The 14,927-nt window shown below is 62.8% G+C and carries 13 protein-coding genes; 8 read left to right on the forward strand and 5 right to left on the reverse strand.

Going from position 1 to position 14,927, the window contains the following annotated elements; all coding sequences use genetic code 11:
- Positions 1–73: 73 nt before the first annotated feature.
- The 6 genes from LB554_RS13455 to LB554_RS13480 all read left to right on the forward strand — a co-directional run bounded on the left by LB554_RS13455 (position 74) and on the right by LB554_RS13480 (position 6,359).
- Positions 74–754: a 4Fe-4S dicluster domain-containing protein gene (locus LB554_RS13455; RefSeq protein WP_224585004.1), complete on the forward strand. Its 681-nt coding sequence runs from the start codon at positions 74–76 to the stop codon at positions 752–754.
- A gap of 106 nt (positions 755–860) precedes the next feature.
- Complete coding sequence (locus tag LB554_RS13460; protein ID WP_224585006.1) at positions 861–1,598, forward strand: dienelactone hydrolase family protein; 738 nt, start codon at positions 861–863, stop codon at positions 1,596–1,598.
- Between the two features lie 100 nt (positions 1,599–1,698).
- The gene (locus LB554_RS13465; protein WP_224585161.1) at positions 1,699–2,877 is read left to right on the forward strand and encodes an NAD(P)/FAD-dependent oxidoreductase; all 1,179 of its coding nucleotides are present in this window, start codon (positions 1,699–1,701) and stop codon (positions 2,875–2,877) included.
- A 121-nt stretch (positions 2,878–2,998) separates the two neighbouring features.
- A complete protein-coding gene (locus LB554_RS13470; protein ID WP_224585008.1) occupies positions 2,999–3,559 on the forward strand; it encodes an RNA polymerase sigma factor in 561 nt (186 codons plus the stop codon).
- 2 nt (positions 3,560–3,561) lie between these two features.
- Entirely contained in the window at positions 3,562–5,748 is a 2,187-nt protein-coding gene (locus LB554_RS13475) for a vWA domain-containing protein (RefSeq protein ID WP_224585010.1), read from the forward strand.
- A gap of 341 nt (positions 5,749–6,089) precedes the next feature.
- Positions 6,090–6,359: a hypothetical protein gene (locus LB554_RS13480; RefSeq protein WP_224585012.1), complete on the forward strand. Its 270-nt coding sequence runs from the start codon at positions 6,090–6,092 to the stop codon at positions 6,357–6,359.
- Positions 6,360–6,377: 18 nt separating this feature from the next.
- On the opposite strand, the gene bmt is transcribed toward LB554_RS13480, so the two are convergent.
- A complete protein-coding gene (gene bmt / locus LB554_RS13485) occupies positions 6,378–7,400 on the reverse strand; it encodes a betaine--homocysteine S-methyltransferase (RefSeq protein WP_224585170.1) in 1,023 nt (340 codons plus the stop codon).
- A 102-nt stretch (positions 7,401–7,502) separates the two neighbouring features.
- Complete coding sequence (locus tag LB554_RS13490) at positions 7,503–8,360, reverse strand: helix-turn-helix domain-containing protein (RefSeq protein ID WP_140661059.1); 858 nt, start codon at positions 8,358–8,360, stop codon at positions 7,503–7,505.
- A gap of 229 nt (positions 8,361–8,589) precedes the next feature.
- On the opposite strand from LB554_RS13490, the gene LB554_RS13495 reads away from it, so the two are divergent.
- Both LB554_RS13495 and LB554_RS13500 read left to right on the forward strand, forming a co-directional pair.
- Positions 8,590–9,600 (forward strand): fatty acid desaturase, encoded by a 1,011-nt coding sequence (locus LB554_RS13495; protein ID WP_224585013.1) that lies wholly within the window; start codon positions 8,590–8,592, stop codon positions 9,598–9,600.
- Positions 9,601–9,694: 94 nt separating this feature from the next.
- Positions 9,695–10,522 carry a phosphate/phosphite/phosphonate ABC transporter substrate-binding protein gene (locus LB554_RS13500; protein WP_224585016.1) on the forward strand — a complete coding sequence of 276 codons (828 nt, stop codon included), beginning with the start codon at positions 9,695–9,697 and terminating at the stop codon, positions 10,520–10,522.
- On the opposite strand, the gene LB554_RS13505 is transcribed toward LB554_RS13500, so the two are convergent.
- The 3 genes from LB554_RS13505 to LB554_RS13515 are packed head-to-tail and all read right to left on the reverse strand — an operon-like array spanning position 10,487 to position 14,902.
- Positions 10,487–11,842 carry a M24 family metallopeptidase gene (locus tag LB554_RS13505; RefSeq protein WP_224585018.1) on the reverse strand — a complete coding sequence of 452 codons (1,356 nt, stop codon included), beginning with the start codon at positions 11,840–11,842 and terminating at the stop codon, positions 10,487–10,489. The two genes, LB554_RS13500 and LB554_RS13505, sit on opposite strands and share 36 nt — an antisense overlap.
- 7 nt (positions 11,843–11,849) lie before the next feature.
- Positions 11,850–14,420: an FAD-dependent oxidoreductase gene (locus tag LB554_RS13510; protein ID WP_140723886.1), complete on the reverse strand. Its 2,571-nt coding sequence runs from the start codon at positions 14,418–14,420 to the stop codon at positions 11,850–11,852.
- Positions 14,417–14,902: an endonuclease domain-containing protein gene (locus tag LB554_RS13515; protein ID WP_140723883.1), complete on the reverse strand. Its 486-nt coding sequence runs from the start codon at positions 14,900–14,902 to the stop codon at positions 14,417–14,419. The genes LB554_RS13510 and LB554_RS13515 overlap by 4 nt, the downstream gene beginning before the upstream one ends.
- Between the last annotated feature and the right edge of the window lie 25 nt (positions 14,903–14,927).

Here is a 14,927-nt window from a genome sequence, read left to right on the forward strand (position 1 = left end):
AAAGTCGCCAACATCATCCACAAGGAAGTCTGGCGGAGCGCCTTCTCCGATCCGGACAAGAAGGGATGATTGCGTGCGCGGTATGATCGAGGAGATCACGGCCGCGCTTGGCGCCAACGGCCTCATCCTGCGTGGGGGTCTTCTTTTTCCCGATGACGAGGGTGCTCCTGATGGCGCCTCGGGCACGCCGGCAAAGTCTGTCCTGCTGGTAGGGCAGGCGGGCGCCGCGCCTTGGCCGCATTTCCTGCGCTGGCGGGACCAGCAGCCACAGGCGATCGCCGATCCGCTCGACACCTGGTCGCGGGAGGTCATCGGCGAGGTGGCGCAAGAGTTTGGTGCCCGCGTCGTTTCGCCGTCGGACAAACCTTACCTGCCGTTTCAGCAATGGGCTGTTCGGGCGGAAGGGCTGAGGCCGTCGCCGCTCGGCATCCTCATGCATCCGCAATACGGGCTTTGGCATGCTTATCGCGGCGCGCTGCTGTTCGAGGACGAGATAACGCTTCCGGAATTTCGGGAGACGATCCATCTTTGCGACACCTGCGTCGACAAACCTTGTCTGAAATCCTGTCCGGTCGCCGCTTATTCGACGGATGGTTTCGCCTACCAGGCCTGCCTCGCGCATGTGCGGGGGGCGAATGGCGAGCCGTGCCGGGCCGGTGGTTGCCTCGATCGCAATGCCTGCCCCTATGGCGCGCAGTATCGCTATCCGCCGGAGGTCCAGGCCTTCCACATGGCTGCGTTCGCTGGTCCTTAGCGCATCACGCGATCCCGCACGAAATGTTGACCGCCGGGCTCAGGGAACGCCTTGCCGTGGCGGCTTGCGCGGATATGTATCGCGCATCTGGCAAACGGAGCACGCAATGATGAAGCAGGACCTTCACATCAAGACCCGTGACGGTGTGGCGAAGGCAGGCCTGTTCCGCTCGGCCAAGGTTTCTTCAGCCAAGGCTGGCGTCATTCTCTACCAGGACGCCTTCGGTCCGCGCCCGGCGCTTGACCTGATGGCGGAACGGCTGGCGGGCGAGGGCTATGCGGTGCTGGTGCCCGATCTCTTCTACCGCAATGCTCCTTATGGCCCGTTCGACGCCAAGACCGCTTTTGTCGAAGAAAGGACCAGGGCGCCGCTGATGGCGCTGGTCACCGGCACGACGCAGGAAATGACCCTAAGCGACAGCGCCGCCTTTGTCGACGCGCTCGCCGGCGAAGGCGTCACGGGACCGATCGGCACTGTCGGCTATTGCATGGGCGGGGCGCGGGCGCTCAACGCCGCTGCAACCTACCCCGACAGGGTCAAGGCCGCCGCCAGTTTCCATGGCGGCAACCTCGCCAGCGATGCCGCCGACAGCCCGCACCGCAAGGCGGCCTCCATCAAGGCGCGTGTGTATGTCGGCATGGCGGGCGTCGACCGGAGTTTCCCACCGGAGCAGTCGACCAAGCTGGCCGAGGCGCTGAGGACGGCGGGAGTCGACTATCTGCTGGAGAATTATGTCGGCATGGCGCATGGCTGGTGCGTGCCCGACCACAGTGTCTACGACGAAGCTGGAGCCGAGCGTCACTGGAAACGGCTGACGGCGCTGTTTGCCGAGACACTGACCTGAGTCTCGCGCGGCTATTCCCGCCTGTTGGCTGCCCGATCCGTTCGCGGTATCAGGGCGGTCTCGCTGAATGAGCGGGAGCCGCGCGGGAACGATCAACCTGATGCAATCCTATGATGTCGTGATCATCGGCGCCGGCGCCGCCGGAATGATGTGCGCCGTGGAAGCCGCCAAGCGCGGCCGTTCGGTGCTGATCCTCGATCACGCGGCGGCGCCTGGCGAAAAGATCCGCATCTCCGGCGGCGGCCGGTGCAATTTCACCAACATCCATGCGAGCCCGAAGAATTTCATATCGAGGAATCCGCATTTCTGCATCTCGGCGCTCAGCCGCTATACACAGCGCGACTTCATTGCGCTGGTCGAACGCCACGGCATTGCCTACCACGAGAAGACATTGGGGCAGCTGTTCTGCGACGGCTCGGCGCGCCAGATCATCGATATGCTGGTCTCGGAAATGCGGGGCAGGGGCGCCGAGCTGGTATTGTCGACCCGCGTCGAGGCTATCGGCAGAACCGAGGAAGGGTTTGAACTCGCCCTCTCCACGGGCTCGGTTTCCTGCCAGTCCCTGGTCGTGGCCTGTGGCGGCAAGTCGATCCCCAAGATGGGCGCGACGGGCTTCGGCTACGAGCTTGCCGAACGGTTTGGCCTTGCCGTCGTCGAAACACGGCCTGCCCTGGTGCCGCTGACCTTCGACGCAAAAACGCTTGAGCGGCTTTCGCCCCTGGCCGGAAACGCGGTCGACGCCGAGATTGCCTGCGGCAAGACGCGGTTTTCCGAGGCGATGCTGTTCACGCATCGCGGCGTCAGCGGGCCATCCATCCTGCAGATCTCCTCCTATTGGCGCGAGGGCGATGAGATCCGCATCGCCATGCTGCCGGGCACGGATGTGGCTGAGCTCGTCCGCGCCGCCAGGCGTGGCAATGGCCGGCAAGCGGTGCAGACCGTGCTGGCAAATCATTTGCCGAAACGACTGGCTCAGGCGATAGCCGAGCAAACCGGGCTGGACGGCAAACTCGCCGATCTTTCCGAGGCCCAGATCAAAACCGTCGAGGCCGCGGTCAACGACTGGCGCATCAAGCCAGCCGGTTCGGAGGGCTACCGGACGGCCGAAGTGACGCTCGGCGGGGTAGACACCAACGGCCTCGACCAGAAGACGATGCAGGCGAAGCTGATGCCGGGCCTGTTCTTCATCGGCGAGGTCGTCGACGTCACCGGCTGGCTCGGCGGCTATAATTTCCAATGGGCGTGGTCGTCGGGCTGGGCGGCGGGCCAGGCGTGTTGACATTCAGGTGAGGCCGGCCTGACCTCACTCGGCACGCCCTAGACGCAAACGCCCAAATTCGAGAAAAAACCTTTCCATCACCCCAAGGATTAGCCATTAGCCTTCGTCCAACAGGCAAATGATGGCGATGATGCTGGATGAGAGTGAAGCCTCCGACGCCGAACTGATCGGGCGGGCGAAGGGCGGAGACAGGGGGGCCTTTGGCAAATTGCTGGAGCGTCACTACGACTTCGTCTATCGCGCCGCCTATCGCTGGTGCGGCAGGAAGGCGGATGCCGAAGACATCGCCCAGGAAGTCTGTGTCAGGCTGGGCAAGGCGATCCGCGATTATCGCGGCGGCGGCGCGTTCACGACATGGCTCTACACCATGACGATGAACGCCGCGCGCGACACGATGCGCAAGACCCAGCGCGAGACGGTCAAGACCGCGGCCTATGGCGTCCATGCGCTGATTTCGAGCGAGGGCCCGGCCGAGGGTGAAGACCCGACCGGGGCGTTGTGGGCGGCGGTGCGGCAATTGCCCGACAAGCAGCGCGATGCCGTGATGCTTGTCTATGGCGAAGGCTTGAGCCACGCGGCCGCCGCCGAAGCGATGGCGATCTCGGAGACGACGGTTTCCTGGCACATCCACGAAGCGAAAAAACGGCTGAAGACGTTGATGCGTTCAGCCGGGGAAGTGTGACCATGGTCGACGACAACGAACTCAGAAAGCTGCGCAACGCAGCGGTACCGGCGCCGGGCGAGAGTGCGAAGGCACGCGCCTTCGAAGCCGCCCTGCGCGCCTATGATCAGCAAAATATTTCCGCCGTCACCCAAGGATCGGTTGGCGGCCTTCGTCTCACGGAGCGAGCACAAAAGCTCTGGAGCGAGATCATGCAAAAGAAACTCATTGCCACGCCGGCCCTTGCCGGGCTCGTCGCCCTGCCGATCGCTGGATACGCCACCTTCCATTTGCTGAGGGAACAGCCGTCGCCGTTCGGCGGCGACGAGAAGATCACCGAGACGCTGGCCGACAAGCCGGCGACGCAGAAGCCAACCGTCGCCGAGCCGAAACAGGCTCCCACGGCGCTGGAGAAGGACAAGAAGGCAGACTTGGATGTGGAAAGCCGCGACGCCAGCAATGCTCTTGCGCCGGCCGCACCACCGAACTCCGAATCGGGTGCCGCCGGTGGCGCAGCACAACCGAGCGCGCCGGTGAGCCCCACTGTATCGTCGAGGTTTGACCTAAAGACCTACAGCGGCAAGAAGGTGGAGTATGGGACTTTGCCAACCTCCAGGCCGGCCCCCGCACCCAGTGGTGAGGTTTCACGGGAGAGTGCCGGCCTCATGCCAAACGCGCCTAATGCCGCGCGGGCCAGTCGCGTCCAGGCTGCCGAGCCCAAGCTTATGGCCCCGCAGCAGCCGGCGGCCATCCCGGCCGACCAGATCGCGCCGCAGGAGGAAAATCGCGACCGCGTTCAGGATTTCAAAGCCAATCCGGTGCACGCCGCATTGGAGGACCCGGTCTCGACCTTCTCGATCGATGTCGACACCGCGTCCTATTCCTTCGTGCGCGGCTCGCTGAAGCAGGGCTACCTGCCGCAAGCCGATACGGTCCGCGTCGAGGAGATGATCAATTACTTCCCTTATGACTGGAAGGGGCCGGAATCGGCCTCAACGCCGTTCAACTCGACCGTCAGCGTCATGCCGACGCCGTGGAACGCGCACACCAAGCTGATGCACGTCGCCATCAAGGGTTTCGACATCAAGCCGACCGAGCAGCCGAAGGCCAATCTGGTCTTCCTGATCGACGTGTCGGGCTCGATGGACGAACCGGACAAGCTGCCGCTGCTCAAGTCGGCGTTCCGGCTGCTGGTCAGCAAGCTGAAGGCCGACGACACCATCTCGATCGTCACCTATGCGGGCGATGCCGGCACCGTGCTGATGCCGACAAAGGTTGCCGAGAAGGACAAGATCCTCAATGCCATCGACAATCTGCAGCCCGGTGGCTCGACGGCAGGCGAGGCCGGCATCAGGGAAGCCTACAAGCTTGCCCAGCAGTCCTTCATCAAGGATGGCGTCAACCGAGTGATGCTTGCCACTGACGGCGACTTCAATGTCGGCCAGACCGATGATGACGACCTGAAGCGGCTGATCGAGAGCGAACGCAAGACCGGCGTGTTCCTGTCGGTGTTCGGCTTCGGCCGCGGCAATCTGAACGATGAAATGATGCAGACCATTGCCCAGAACGGCAACGGCACCGCCGCCTATATCGACACGCTGGCCGAGGCCGAGAAGGTGCTGGTCGAAGATGCCTCCTCGACGCTGTTCACCATCGCCAAGGACGTCAAGATCCAGGTCGAGTTCAACCCGGACAAGGTGTCGGAATACCGGCTGATCGGCTACGAGACCCGGGCGCTCAACCGCGAGGATTTCAACAATGACCGCGTCGATGCCGGCGATATCGGCTCGGGCCATTCGGTCACCGCGATCTACGAGGTCACGCCCAAAGGCGGTGGCGGCGAGCAGATCGATCCGCTGCGCTACGGCCAGGCGACAGTCAACAATGGCGGCGTCGCCAATGCGGACGAATATGCCTTCGTCAAGATCCGCTACAAGCTGCCCAACGAGGACGTCTCGAAGCTGATCACCACGCCGGTGACCTCGGCCAACGAGATCGGGTCCTTCGATCAGGCGAGTACCGACCAGCGTTTCTCCGTCGCCGTCGCGGCCTTCGGCCAGAAGCTGCGCGACGAGGATGCGACCGCGAAGTTCGGCTACGACAAGATCGTGGAGATTGCCACTGCCGCCCGAGGAGCCGACCCGTTTGGGTACAGGTCCGAGTTCCTTTCGCTTGTGCGCCTTGCCTCGGCGCTGGGCGGCAACCGGTAGTGGCGATGACGGCCGGTTTCTTTCAGATGATGGGATCGTTCTGATAGCCGGCCCACGGGCGGGTGAGGCAGGCCGGCGAGGGATACTTTTCCTTGCCGGCCCTTTTCGGATCTAACGATATTCAGGTGAGACCGGCCTGCAAACAGTGGCTTCCGGCGCTCACGTACTTAAGTACGCTCCGCTCCGGTTCTCGGAAGTCACTGTTTTCGGCTCGGCCTGACCTGAATCTCAACCGATCCAGGAGCAGCGCACGGGATCGTTAAATTGCTCGGCATTTCCGGTACCGGATCGCAATTTCCTCTCGCTACACCGGTCATGTCTAAGGCTTGAGGGAGCCGGAATTGAAAATCACAACCATCGCCAACTCGACTCCGCCGGCACGGGACGCTTCGGCGGGTTTATCAGCCCCGTCCGCCGAATCCAGACGCATCAGCGACGATGTCGCGCAGGCGCGCCACACCGCCATGTCGGCGCTGACCAATGACCGTTTCCGCGCCATGCTGGAGCAGATTTCCGATCCGAGCGCATCCGGTGCGCTGGCGACAATGCGCGGCGACAACGTGGTCGATTTCAAGTCGGCGCAGTCAAGCTACGCCGACAACAGCGAATAACCGCAAAAAGAAATCGCCTCAGGCGCGGCTGCGCCGCCGCTCGCGGCGCGCTTCGCTGGTCTCGGTGGTGTTTGCCGTCGCCACCTTGTTGCGCATCGGGCCAATGCGCTCGACGATTTTTTCGACGGTCGGGCGATCCGCCCTGGTGTGGGCGTCGAGCGCCTTGCGCATCGCGGCCAGATGCTGAAACGAGGTGCCGCAGCAGCCACCGATGATCTTGGCTCCGCCATCCACGGCGAGCCGGACATAATCGGCCATCAGTTCCGGCGTGCCGGAATAGTGGATCTCGGTGCCACGGAATTCGGGAATGCCGCAATTGCCCTTGACGATGACAGTCGCCTCCGGCTTGGCCTCGGTCATGTCGAGCAGCGAGGCCAGGATGTCGGAAGCGCCGACGCCGCAATTGGCGCCAACCCCGAGCGGCGCTTGCGACAGGCCGTCGGCGACGCCGTGGATGTCTTTCGGCAGCAGGCCCATCATGGTGCGGCCGGCGGTGTCGAACGAGCCGGTATAGGTGTAGGGCAGGCCAACGCGGATGGCGGCTTCGGCCGCCGCGCGGATCTCGTCGGGAGCCGACATCGTCTCGATCCAGGCGACTTCGGCGCCACCTTCCTTGAGACCTTCGATCTGCTCGGCAAAGGCGTCGACCGCTTCGTCATAGGTCATGGCACCAAGCGGCACCAGCAGTTCCCCTGTCGGACCGACGGAGCCGGCGACGATCACCTTGCGGCCGGCCTTGTCGGCGACAGCGCGGGCGATCTCGGCCGCGCGCTTGTTCAGCGTATGCACGCGGTCTTGCGCATGGTGCAGTTTCAGCCGGTGGCGGGTGCCGCCGAACGAGTTGGTCAGGATGATGTCGGCGCCGGCGTCGACGAAATTCTGGTGCAGGCTGGTGATGGTGTCGGGCGCGGTTTCGTTCAGCAGTTCCGGCGCCTCGCCGGCCTCCAGACCCATGGCGAACAAATTGGTGCCCGTGGCGCCATCGGCCAGCAGCACACCCTTTTCAGCCAGCAGCGCATCGATCGGATTGCTCGTCGTCATCGGATTGGCTTTCGTGTCCTGGAATTCGAACATGTCTGGGAATTCGAATAAGGATATAAAGAAGTCTTTATGTCCAGTCAATGAAAATGCGGTGCTGAGCGCTCAGGCAGAGCCTGATGCGAACGACATGCCGGCCAAGTTGCGCGCGAAGGCGGCCGCTTCGTGCGGATTGATGTCCGCGGCGCGGATCAGATTGTCGAAATGTTGGGTCAGGGCCTGGACCGGCTGGGTGGCGTTCAGCACCACATACATGTCGCCGACATAGATCGCCGCGCGATAGGGGCCGAATATGGTCAGCGGGATCGAATAGCGCATGCGGCCATCATAAAGGAACAGGCGGAAGGTCGGGTAGAGGTCGTCGAGCAGCGTCGCCATATGGGCAAGCTGCTGCTGGCGGTCGGCCGCCGGGAAACGGTCCCACACACCGAGGCCGCGGGCGAAGATCTCCAGCGTGTGGCGCGGCATGCAGACTTCCATGTCGGTTTCCGGCCGCCGGTTGTACTCGATGCGGTATTGCGTTTCGCTGGCCTGCGCCAGTCGGCTCCTGTTGGTGATGTTGGCTTCGTAGTCGACGAGCGCGTGGGTGCGCAGGAGATCGGGAATGCCAGCCGGCACATAGCGGATCTTGGTGCCCGCCGCTTCCGCGAACCATTTGGCGAGCAGCGTGCGGTCGAAACCGTCGGGCGCTTCCTCGATCTCCAGGCTCTCGCGGATTTCGCCGGTCACGCCCTCGTCCTGGCTAAGACCAAGCAGCCAGTCTAGCGACACTTTGAATTCGGCGGCGATGTTGAGCAAGGTTTCGGCGCGCGGCAGGCGGGTCGAGGCACCTGACATCAGTTGCGACAGCGCCGACCTGTCGATGCCGACTGCTGACGCGAAAGCCGATTGGTTGAGGTCGGAGCGTGTCAGGAGGAGCTTCAGACGCTCCCGGAAGATTGCCGACAGGTCGCGCTTGTCCATCATCTCACTCCTTGGATCGGGAGGAAAATTTTTTCGCCGAAGCGGCCGAAGAAGCGCTTCAGGCGTAAACGAATCCCTAAGACTGTTTACAATGTATAACATATGCAGCCAAGAATGCGCAGACGCAACATTTTGTGCACTTTGTCGCGTTGAGTGGAATCATATCTCCTGACACAATGCTGTCAGGAATCGGTTGGGGTTCCGGCGACTGAGGACAGTGGTCGATAGCATGACTGGCAAGAGCATCCGTCGAAGCAGCAGATCGGCCATCGAATGGCCGACCGTGGTTCTCGCTTTCTTCTGCTACGGCACATGGTTGGCCGCCGGCTTCTTCCTCTGGCCGTCATATCCCATAGCTGCACTGATCGTCATGGCCGTCACGCTGGCTTTGCAATCCTCTATCATGCACGAGGTGCTGCATGGTCACCCGACCCGCAACGGCCTCGTCAATGAAGCTTTCGTCTTCCTGCCGATCGGCCTTGCCTGGCCGTTCCGCCGTTTCAAGACCATTCACCTGCGCCACCACGCGGACGAGCGGCTGACCGATCCGCTCGACGATCCCGAGAGCTATTACCAGGCGCTCTGGATGCACGAAGAAATGCCGCCGCTGATGAAATTCGTGCTGAAGGTCAACAACACCATGGCCGGTCGCCTCGTCCTGGGGCCATGGCTGTCCTGCATCGGCTTCTTCATCGATGACGCCAAGCACGTGATTGCCGGAGACAAGGCGATCCGCAAGGCCTGGCTGCTGCATGCGATAGGCCTTGCCGTGGTGCTGCCGGTCGTGCAGTTCGGCTTCGGCATGCCGGTTTGGCTCTATGTGCTGGTGCCGGTCTGGCTCGGCCAGTCGCTGATCTCGATCCGCACCTATGCCGAGCACCAGTGGTCGGAGCATCCGGAAGGTCGCACGGTGATTGTCGAGCGCTCACCGCTGTCGTTCCTGTTCCTCAACAACAATCTGCACTTCGTCCATCACAAGAGCCCGACCATCGCCTGGTACCGGCTGCCGAAGCTGTTTCGTGACCGGCGTCAGGAATGGCTGCGGATGAACAATGGCTATGCCTATCCGAACTATTTCGCGCTGCTCAGATCCTATGCTTTCAAGGCCAAGGAGCCGATCGTGCATCCGGTTCTGCGGCGCGCGCCCGAGCCGGGCAGGGCGTTCAAGCCGCGCGTCAGGGCGCGCAGCATCAGTGGGCTTGGCAGCGCGCCGGTTCCCGCCGAACCGCCCAAGGAATAGTATCCGCGTGTAGAGTGGATAACGTGTCGGCCAATTCTGATTGGGCGCCGCGTTTTTGCGATCCTTTGTCCCGGCATGGTGGTTTGATATCGGCATGAGCGAATTGATTGCGGCGTTGCCGATGTATGACTGGTCGGAGGCGCGCGACGAGGTCGACGCGCAATGGGCGTCGTTGCGCGATTCATTCCGGCGAAGGGGCATCGATGCGCCGCAATCCATCGTGCGCCGCAATGGCGACCTGCCGCCGGTGCCGGGCGGCATTCGGGACGGTGAAGGTAAACTCGTCGCGCCCGATCCGGTGACGCTGCCGCCGGACGAACTCGATTTCCACAAGCTCTGGATGCATCCGGCGCTGCTGTTCGCGCAGACCTGCTGGGGGCCGATGGAACTCGGTCTGTCCCGGCATGTGCAGGTGGTCGGTCAGCCAAGCTATGACGCTTATGAAGGCGGGCAGGGCGAACTTTATTCGAGCGCGCTGGTGATGCGGTCGGGCGAGGGGCCGGAGGTTCGGTCGCCCACTGATGGCAAGGCCTTGCTGCCGCTCGATCTCATCCGGGGCAGGCGCTTCACCTTCAACAGCCTCGATTCCATGTCGGGCATCATCGCGCTGACACGCGACCTGAAAGCGGCCGGCGAAAAGCTGGACATATTTTCATCGTACAGCGAAAGCGGCGGCCATCGCGACTCGATCGTGGCGGTCGCGGAAGGCAAAGCGGATGTCGCCGCGATCGATTGCGAAAGCTGGGCGCTGGCACGGCGTTTCGAGCCGGCGGCGCGCAAGATCGTGATCGTCGGCTGGACGGCGCGACGCAAAGGCTTGCCCTACATCACCGCCAGGACGACGCCGGAAAAGACCGTGCGCGCGATGCGCGAAGCGCTTGCCGGGCTAGCCGAGCAGCCTCGAATCCAACGGGTAGGTTGAAAGCTTTTCGTTGCCGGTGTCGGTGATCAGGATCTGTTCCTCGATCTTGACACCCTCGCGGCCGCCAAGCCGGCCGATATAGCTCTCCACACACAGCACCATGCCCGGTTCCAGCACGCCGTCGGGTGTATCGGATGTCCAGTCGCTGGCATGCGGCAAGGTCGGATATTCGTCGGCCAGTCCGACGCCGTGGTAGAGCACGCCGTAGCGGGTTGGGAAGCAGTCTCCAGGCGGTACAGCCGAGCGTTCGACCAGATCGCGGAACGAAACGCCGGGCTGCATCAAAGCGGTGTTGTACTCGATCTGGTCGGCGGCGATGCGGAACAGGTCGCGCTGTTCGTTGGTCGGCTTTGTATCGCCACACAGCCAGGTGCGCGAGAGATCGGCGCAGAAGCCGTAAGGGCCGATCAAATCGGTATCGAAGGCGACGAGATCGCCGGCCTCCATGATCCGCGACGAGCATTCCTGGAACCACGGATTGGTGCGCGGTCCCGACGTCAGCAGCCGCGTCTCGATCCATTCGCCGCCGCGCGCGATGTTGCCGCGATGGAGTTGCGCCCACAATTCGTTTTCGGAGATACCGGGCTTGAGCGCCTGTTCCATCTCGCCCATCGCCGCCTCGCATGCGACGATGGCGCGGCGCATCGCAAGGATTTCATCCGGCGACTTGATCAGCCGCGCGTTTTCCATCACCGCCTCGCCATTGCCGATGGAAATGCCGAGGCGGTGGAGTTCTTCAACGCCTTCCGGGTTGATGTGATCGATGGCGATGCGGTTGTTGCCGCCACCATGCTCCCTGACCAAATCGGCCATACCGGCGGCCCAGCGGCGGACTTTCTGCTCGGTCAGCTCGCCGCCATAGAGATACATCCACGAAACGGCCGGCCGAACTTCGTCGACGATGCCGGAATGATCGGACAGGTGCTCGCAGGAAAAGTAGTCGAACAGCACCACCGGACCCTTGGTGGCGACGAAGCAATGCCGCGTCGGATTGTGCGCGACCCAGAGCTGCATGTTGGTCGAGTCGGTCGCATAGCGGATGTTGACAGGATCATAGAGCAAGGCGCCGGCATAGCCGCGGCGCTTCAGCTCGGCGCGGATGCGCTCGAGCCGATATTTTCGCATTGCCGGCAGGTCGGGCGCGGTAATACCCGCCGCCGCCCATTCCGCTTCGGCTTGCGCGCCATAGCCCAGCACATGCTGGTTGAGCGAAGCCGCCTTCTCGCGGGAGGCGTCGCGCAGCGCCTCGATCGAGCCTGATACAAACGGCATGATCTTGCGGTGCCGGCCGAAGCTTCCCTTTGGCGCCCCGCTGTCCATCCGGTCCTCAGGTCCGCATCTTTTCGCCGCTTGGGTCGAAGGGTGCCTCGACATTGATGCGGGCCGGACGCCGAGACCCAAGAATCTCGATCTCGAACAGGCCCGCGCTTTCATCCTCGGCAAGGGCGGCCGGCACATAGCCTTGCGCCATCGACTTTTGCACGTAGTGCGCATAGCCGCCCGATGTCACCCAGCCGACCACGCGCCAGTCGCCGTCGACGATGCCGCGCACGGCCGACGCACCTTCGGCGGCCTTCGAGCCACGTATTTCCTTGCCTGACGTGTCGAAGCGCGGCGCGCCGTAGCCATGCGGCTTTTCAACCGTGCCGTAATCCTTGTCGACCTTGGCCCAGATCGGCTCGTCGCCCATCACGTCGGCATCGGCGGCATCGACGATGAAGGAGACGCGGCGTAGTTTCGGCCCTTGCGCCTGTTCCTTGGCGGCGGCTTCACGGCCGATGAAGTCGTTCTTCTCGAGCTTGATGAAGCGGTCCATGGAGCCTTCGAACGGCCCGTAGATCGGCCTCAACTCGCGGAACCAGGTCGGGAAATTCTTTTCCAGGCGCATCGACAGCAAGGCGCGCATGCCGAAATCGACGATTCCGAATTCCTCGCCGGCGTCCTTGATCGCCTTGTAGACTAGGCGCTCATAGGCTGGCGCCATCCAGATCTCGTAGCCGAGGTCACCGGTATAGGTGATGCGGTTGACCATACAGGGCGCGCCGCCGACCGCCATCTCGCGGAAATCCATGAAGCGGAAAGCCTTGGTCGAGATGTCGATATCGACCAGCTTCTGCAGGAGGTCGCGCGATTTCGGGCCGGCGATCGACAGGCCGACGAGTGTCTGGTCGAAACGGTGGATGCGCACCGAACCATCCTTGGGCAGGTGCTTTTCGAACCAGCGCATGTGGTATTTCTGCGCTGCCGAAGAGCCCCAGATCATGAAGCGGTCTTCACCGGCCTTGGCGATGGTGAAGTCGCCGATCAGCTTGCCGAACTCGTTGATCATCGGTGTCAGCACGATGCGGCCGGTCTTCGGCATGCGGTTGGTCATCAGCCGGTTGAGGAACTCTTCCGCGCCCGGCCCCGACACTTCGTATTTGGCGAAGTTGGCGATCTCGGTGACGCCGACGCGCTCGCGCGTGGCGCGCACTTCCTCACCGATCGGTCCAAAGTCGTTGGAGCGGTGGAAGGAGACGACGTCTTTCGGCTCGCTGCCCTTAGGCGCGAACCAGAGCGGGGTTTCGAGACCCCAAGAGTCGCCCATCACGGCATTGTTGGCGAGCATGGTGTCGTAGAGCGGCGTCGTCTGCGCCGGGCGGGCAGCCGGCAGTTCCTCGTTGGGGAAGCGGATCGAGAAGCGGCGCGAATAGTTTTCGCGCACCTTGGCGTTGGTGTAGCGCAGCCCAGCCCATTCGCCGAAGCGGGCGACATCCATGCCCCAGACGTCGAAGCCCGGATCGCCATGCACCATCCAGTTGGACAACGCCAGTCCGACGCCGCCGCCCTGGCTGAAGCCAGCCATGACGGCGCAGGCGCACCAGAAATTGGTCAGGCCCTGCACCGGGCCGACCAGCGGATTGCCGTCGAGCGCGAAGGTGAAGGGGCCGTTGATGATCTGCTTGATGCCGGCCTTTTCGATGCCGGGGAAATGCTTGAAGCCGATTTCCAGCGACGGCGCGATGCGGTCGAGATCGGGCGGCAGCAGTTCATGGCCGAAGTCCCACGGCGTGTTGACCGGCGACCACGGCTTGCAGGCCTTTTCATAGGTGCCGAGCAGGATGCCGTTGCGCTCCTGGCGGGTGTAGATCTCGCCCTTGAAGTCGAGCACACCGATCATTTCGCGGCCGGTCGACTTGTTGAACTCCTCGACCTCCGGCATCGGCTCGGTCAAGAGATACATGTGCTCCATGGCCAGCACCGGCAGCTCGACGCCGACCATGCGGCCGATCTCGCGCGCCCACAGGCCGCCGCAGTTGACGACATGTTCGGCGTGAACCGTGCCTTGTTCGGTGACGACGTTCCAGGTGCCGTCCGGCTGCTGTGTCAGGTCGACGACGCGGTTGCGCAGCACGATTTCGGCGCCGAGTTTTTTGGCCGCCTTGGAATAGGCAATGGTGGTGCCGGAGGGGTCGAGATGGCCTTCGACCGGATCCCACATGGCGCCGACGAAATTGGTCTCGTCCATCAGCGGGAACATCGCCTTGGCCTCGGACGGCGTGATCAGTTCGGTGTCCATGCCGAGATAGCGGCCCTTGGCGTGGGCAAGGCGCAGGAAGTCCATGCGCTCGGGCGTATCGGCCAACATCACGCCGCCGGTCAGGTGCAGCGAGCAGGACTGGCCCGAAATCTCCTCGATCTCTTTGTAAAGCTGGACGGTATAGGCCTGCAGCTTGGCGACGTTCGGATCGCCGTTCAGCGTATGGAAGCCGCCGGCCGCATGCCAGGACGAGCCGGAGGTGAGCTCCGAGCGCTCGATCAGCATGATGTCGGTCCAGCCGGCCTTGGCCAGGTGGTAGAGCACCGAGCAGCCGACGACACCGCCGCCAATGACAACCGCTTTTGCATGGGATTTCATGAGGATACGTCCGTTTTTGAAGAGATTGAATCGGAGGAATGGGACACGAAGACAAAGCGGAGGTCGGATACAGCGATGTTTTCGATCAGCTTGCCGTCAAGCGCGGCAAGGATGGTTTCACAGACGGAAGTGCGATGTTTCACGACGTCATGGCTCCAAAGGCGCAGGATCGAATAGCCCTGAGCGCGCATGAAGTCGTCGCGGCGGCGGTCATAGGGACTGTCCGCATGCTGGTGTCCGTCGACTTCGACAACAAGCCATTTTTCGCGGCAGGCGAAGTCAGCGTAGTAGGGTTCGATAGAGAACTGTCGCGTGAACTTGTAGCCGCCAAGCTTGCGGGCTTTTAGTTCGAGCCAAAGCAGTGCTTCCGCTTGATTGTCGCCTTGCCTGAGTTTTCTGGCTCTCTGGGTTGTGCCTGTTTTTCGGCGACTGCGCGTTTGAGGAGCGCCTTCCCCCACTCCGTCGCTGCTTCGCAGCGCCACCTCTCCCCCCTCCGGAGGGAGAGGA

It is taken from the genome of Mesorhizobium sp. CO1-1-11 (genome assembly GCF_020164995.1).
Lineage (GTDB): Bacteria > Pseudomonadota > Alphaproteobacteria > Rhizobiales > Rhizobiaceae > Mesorhizobium > Mesorhizobium australicum.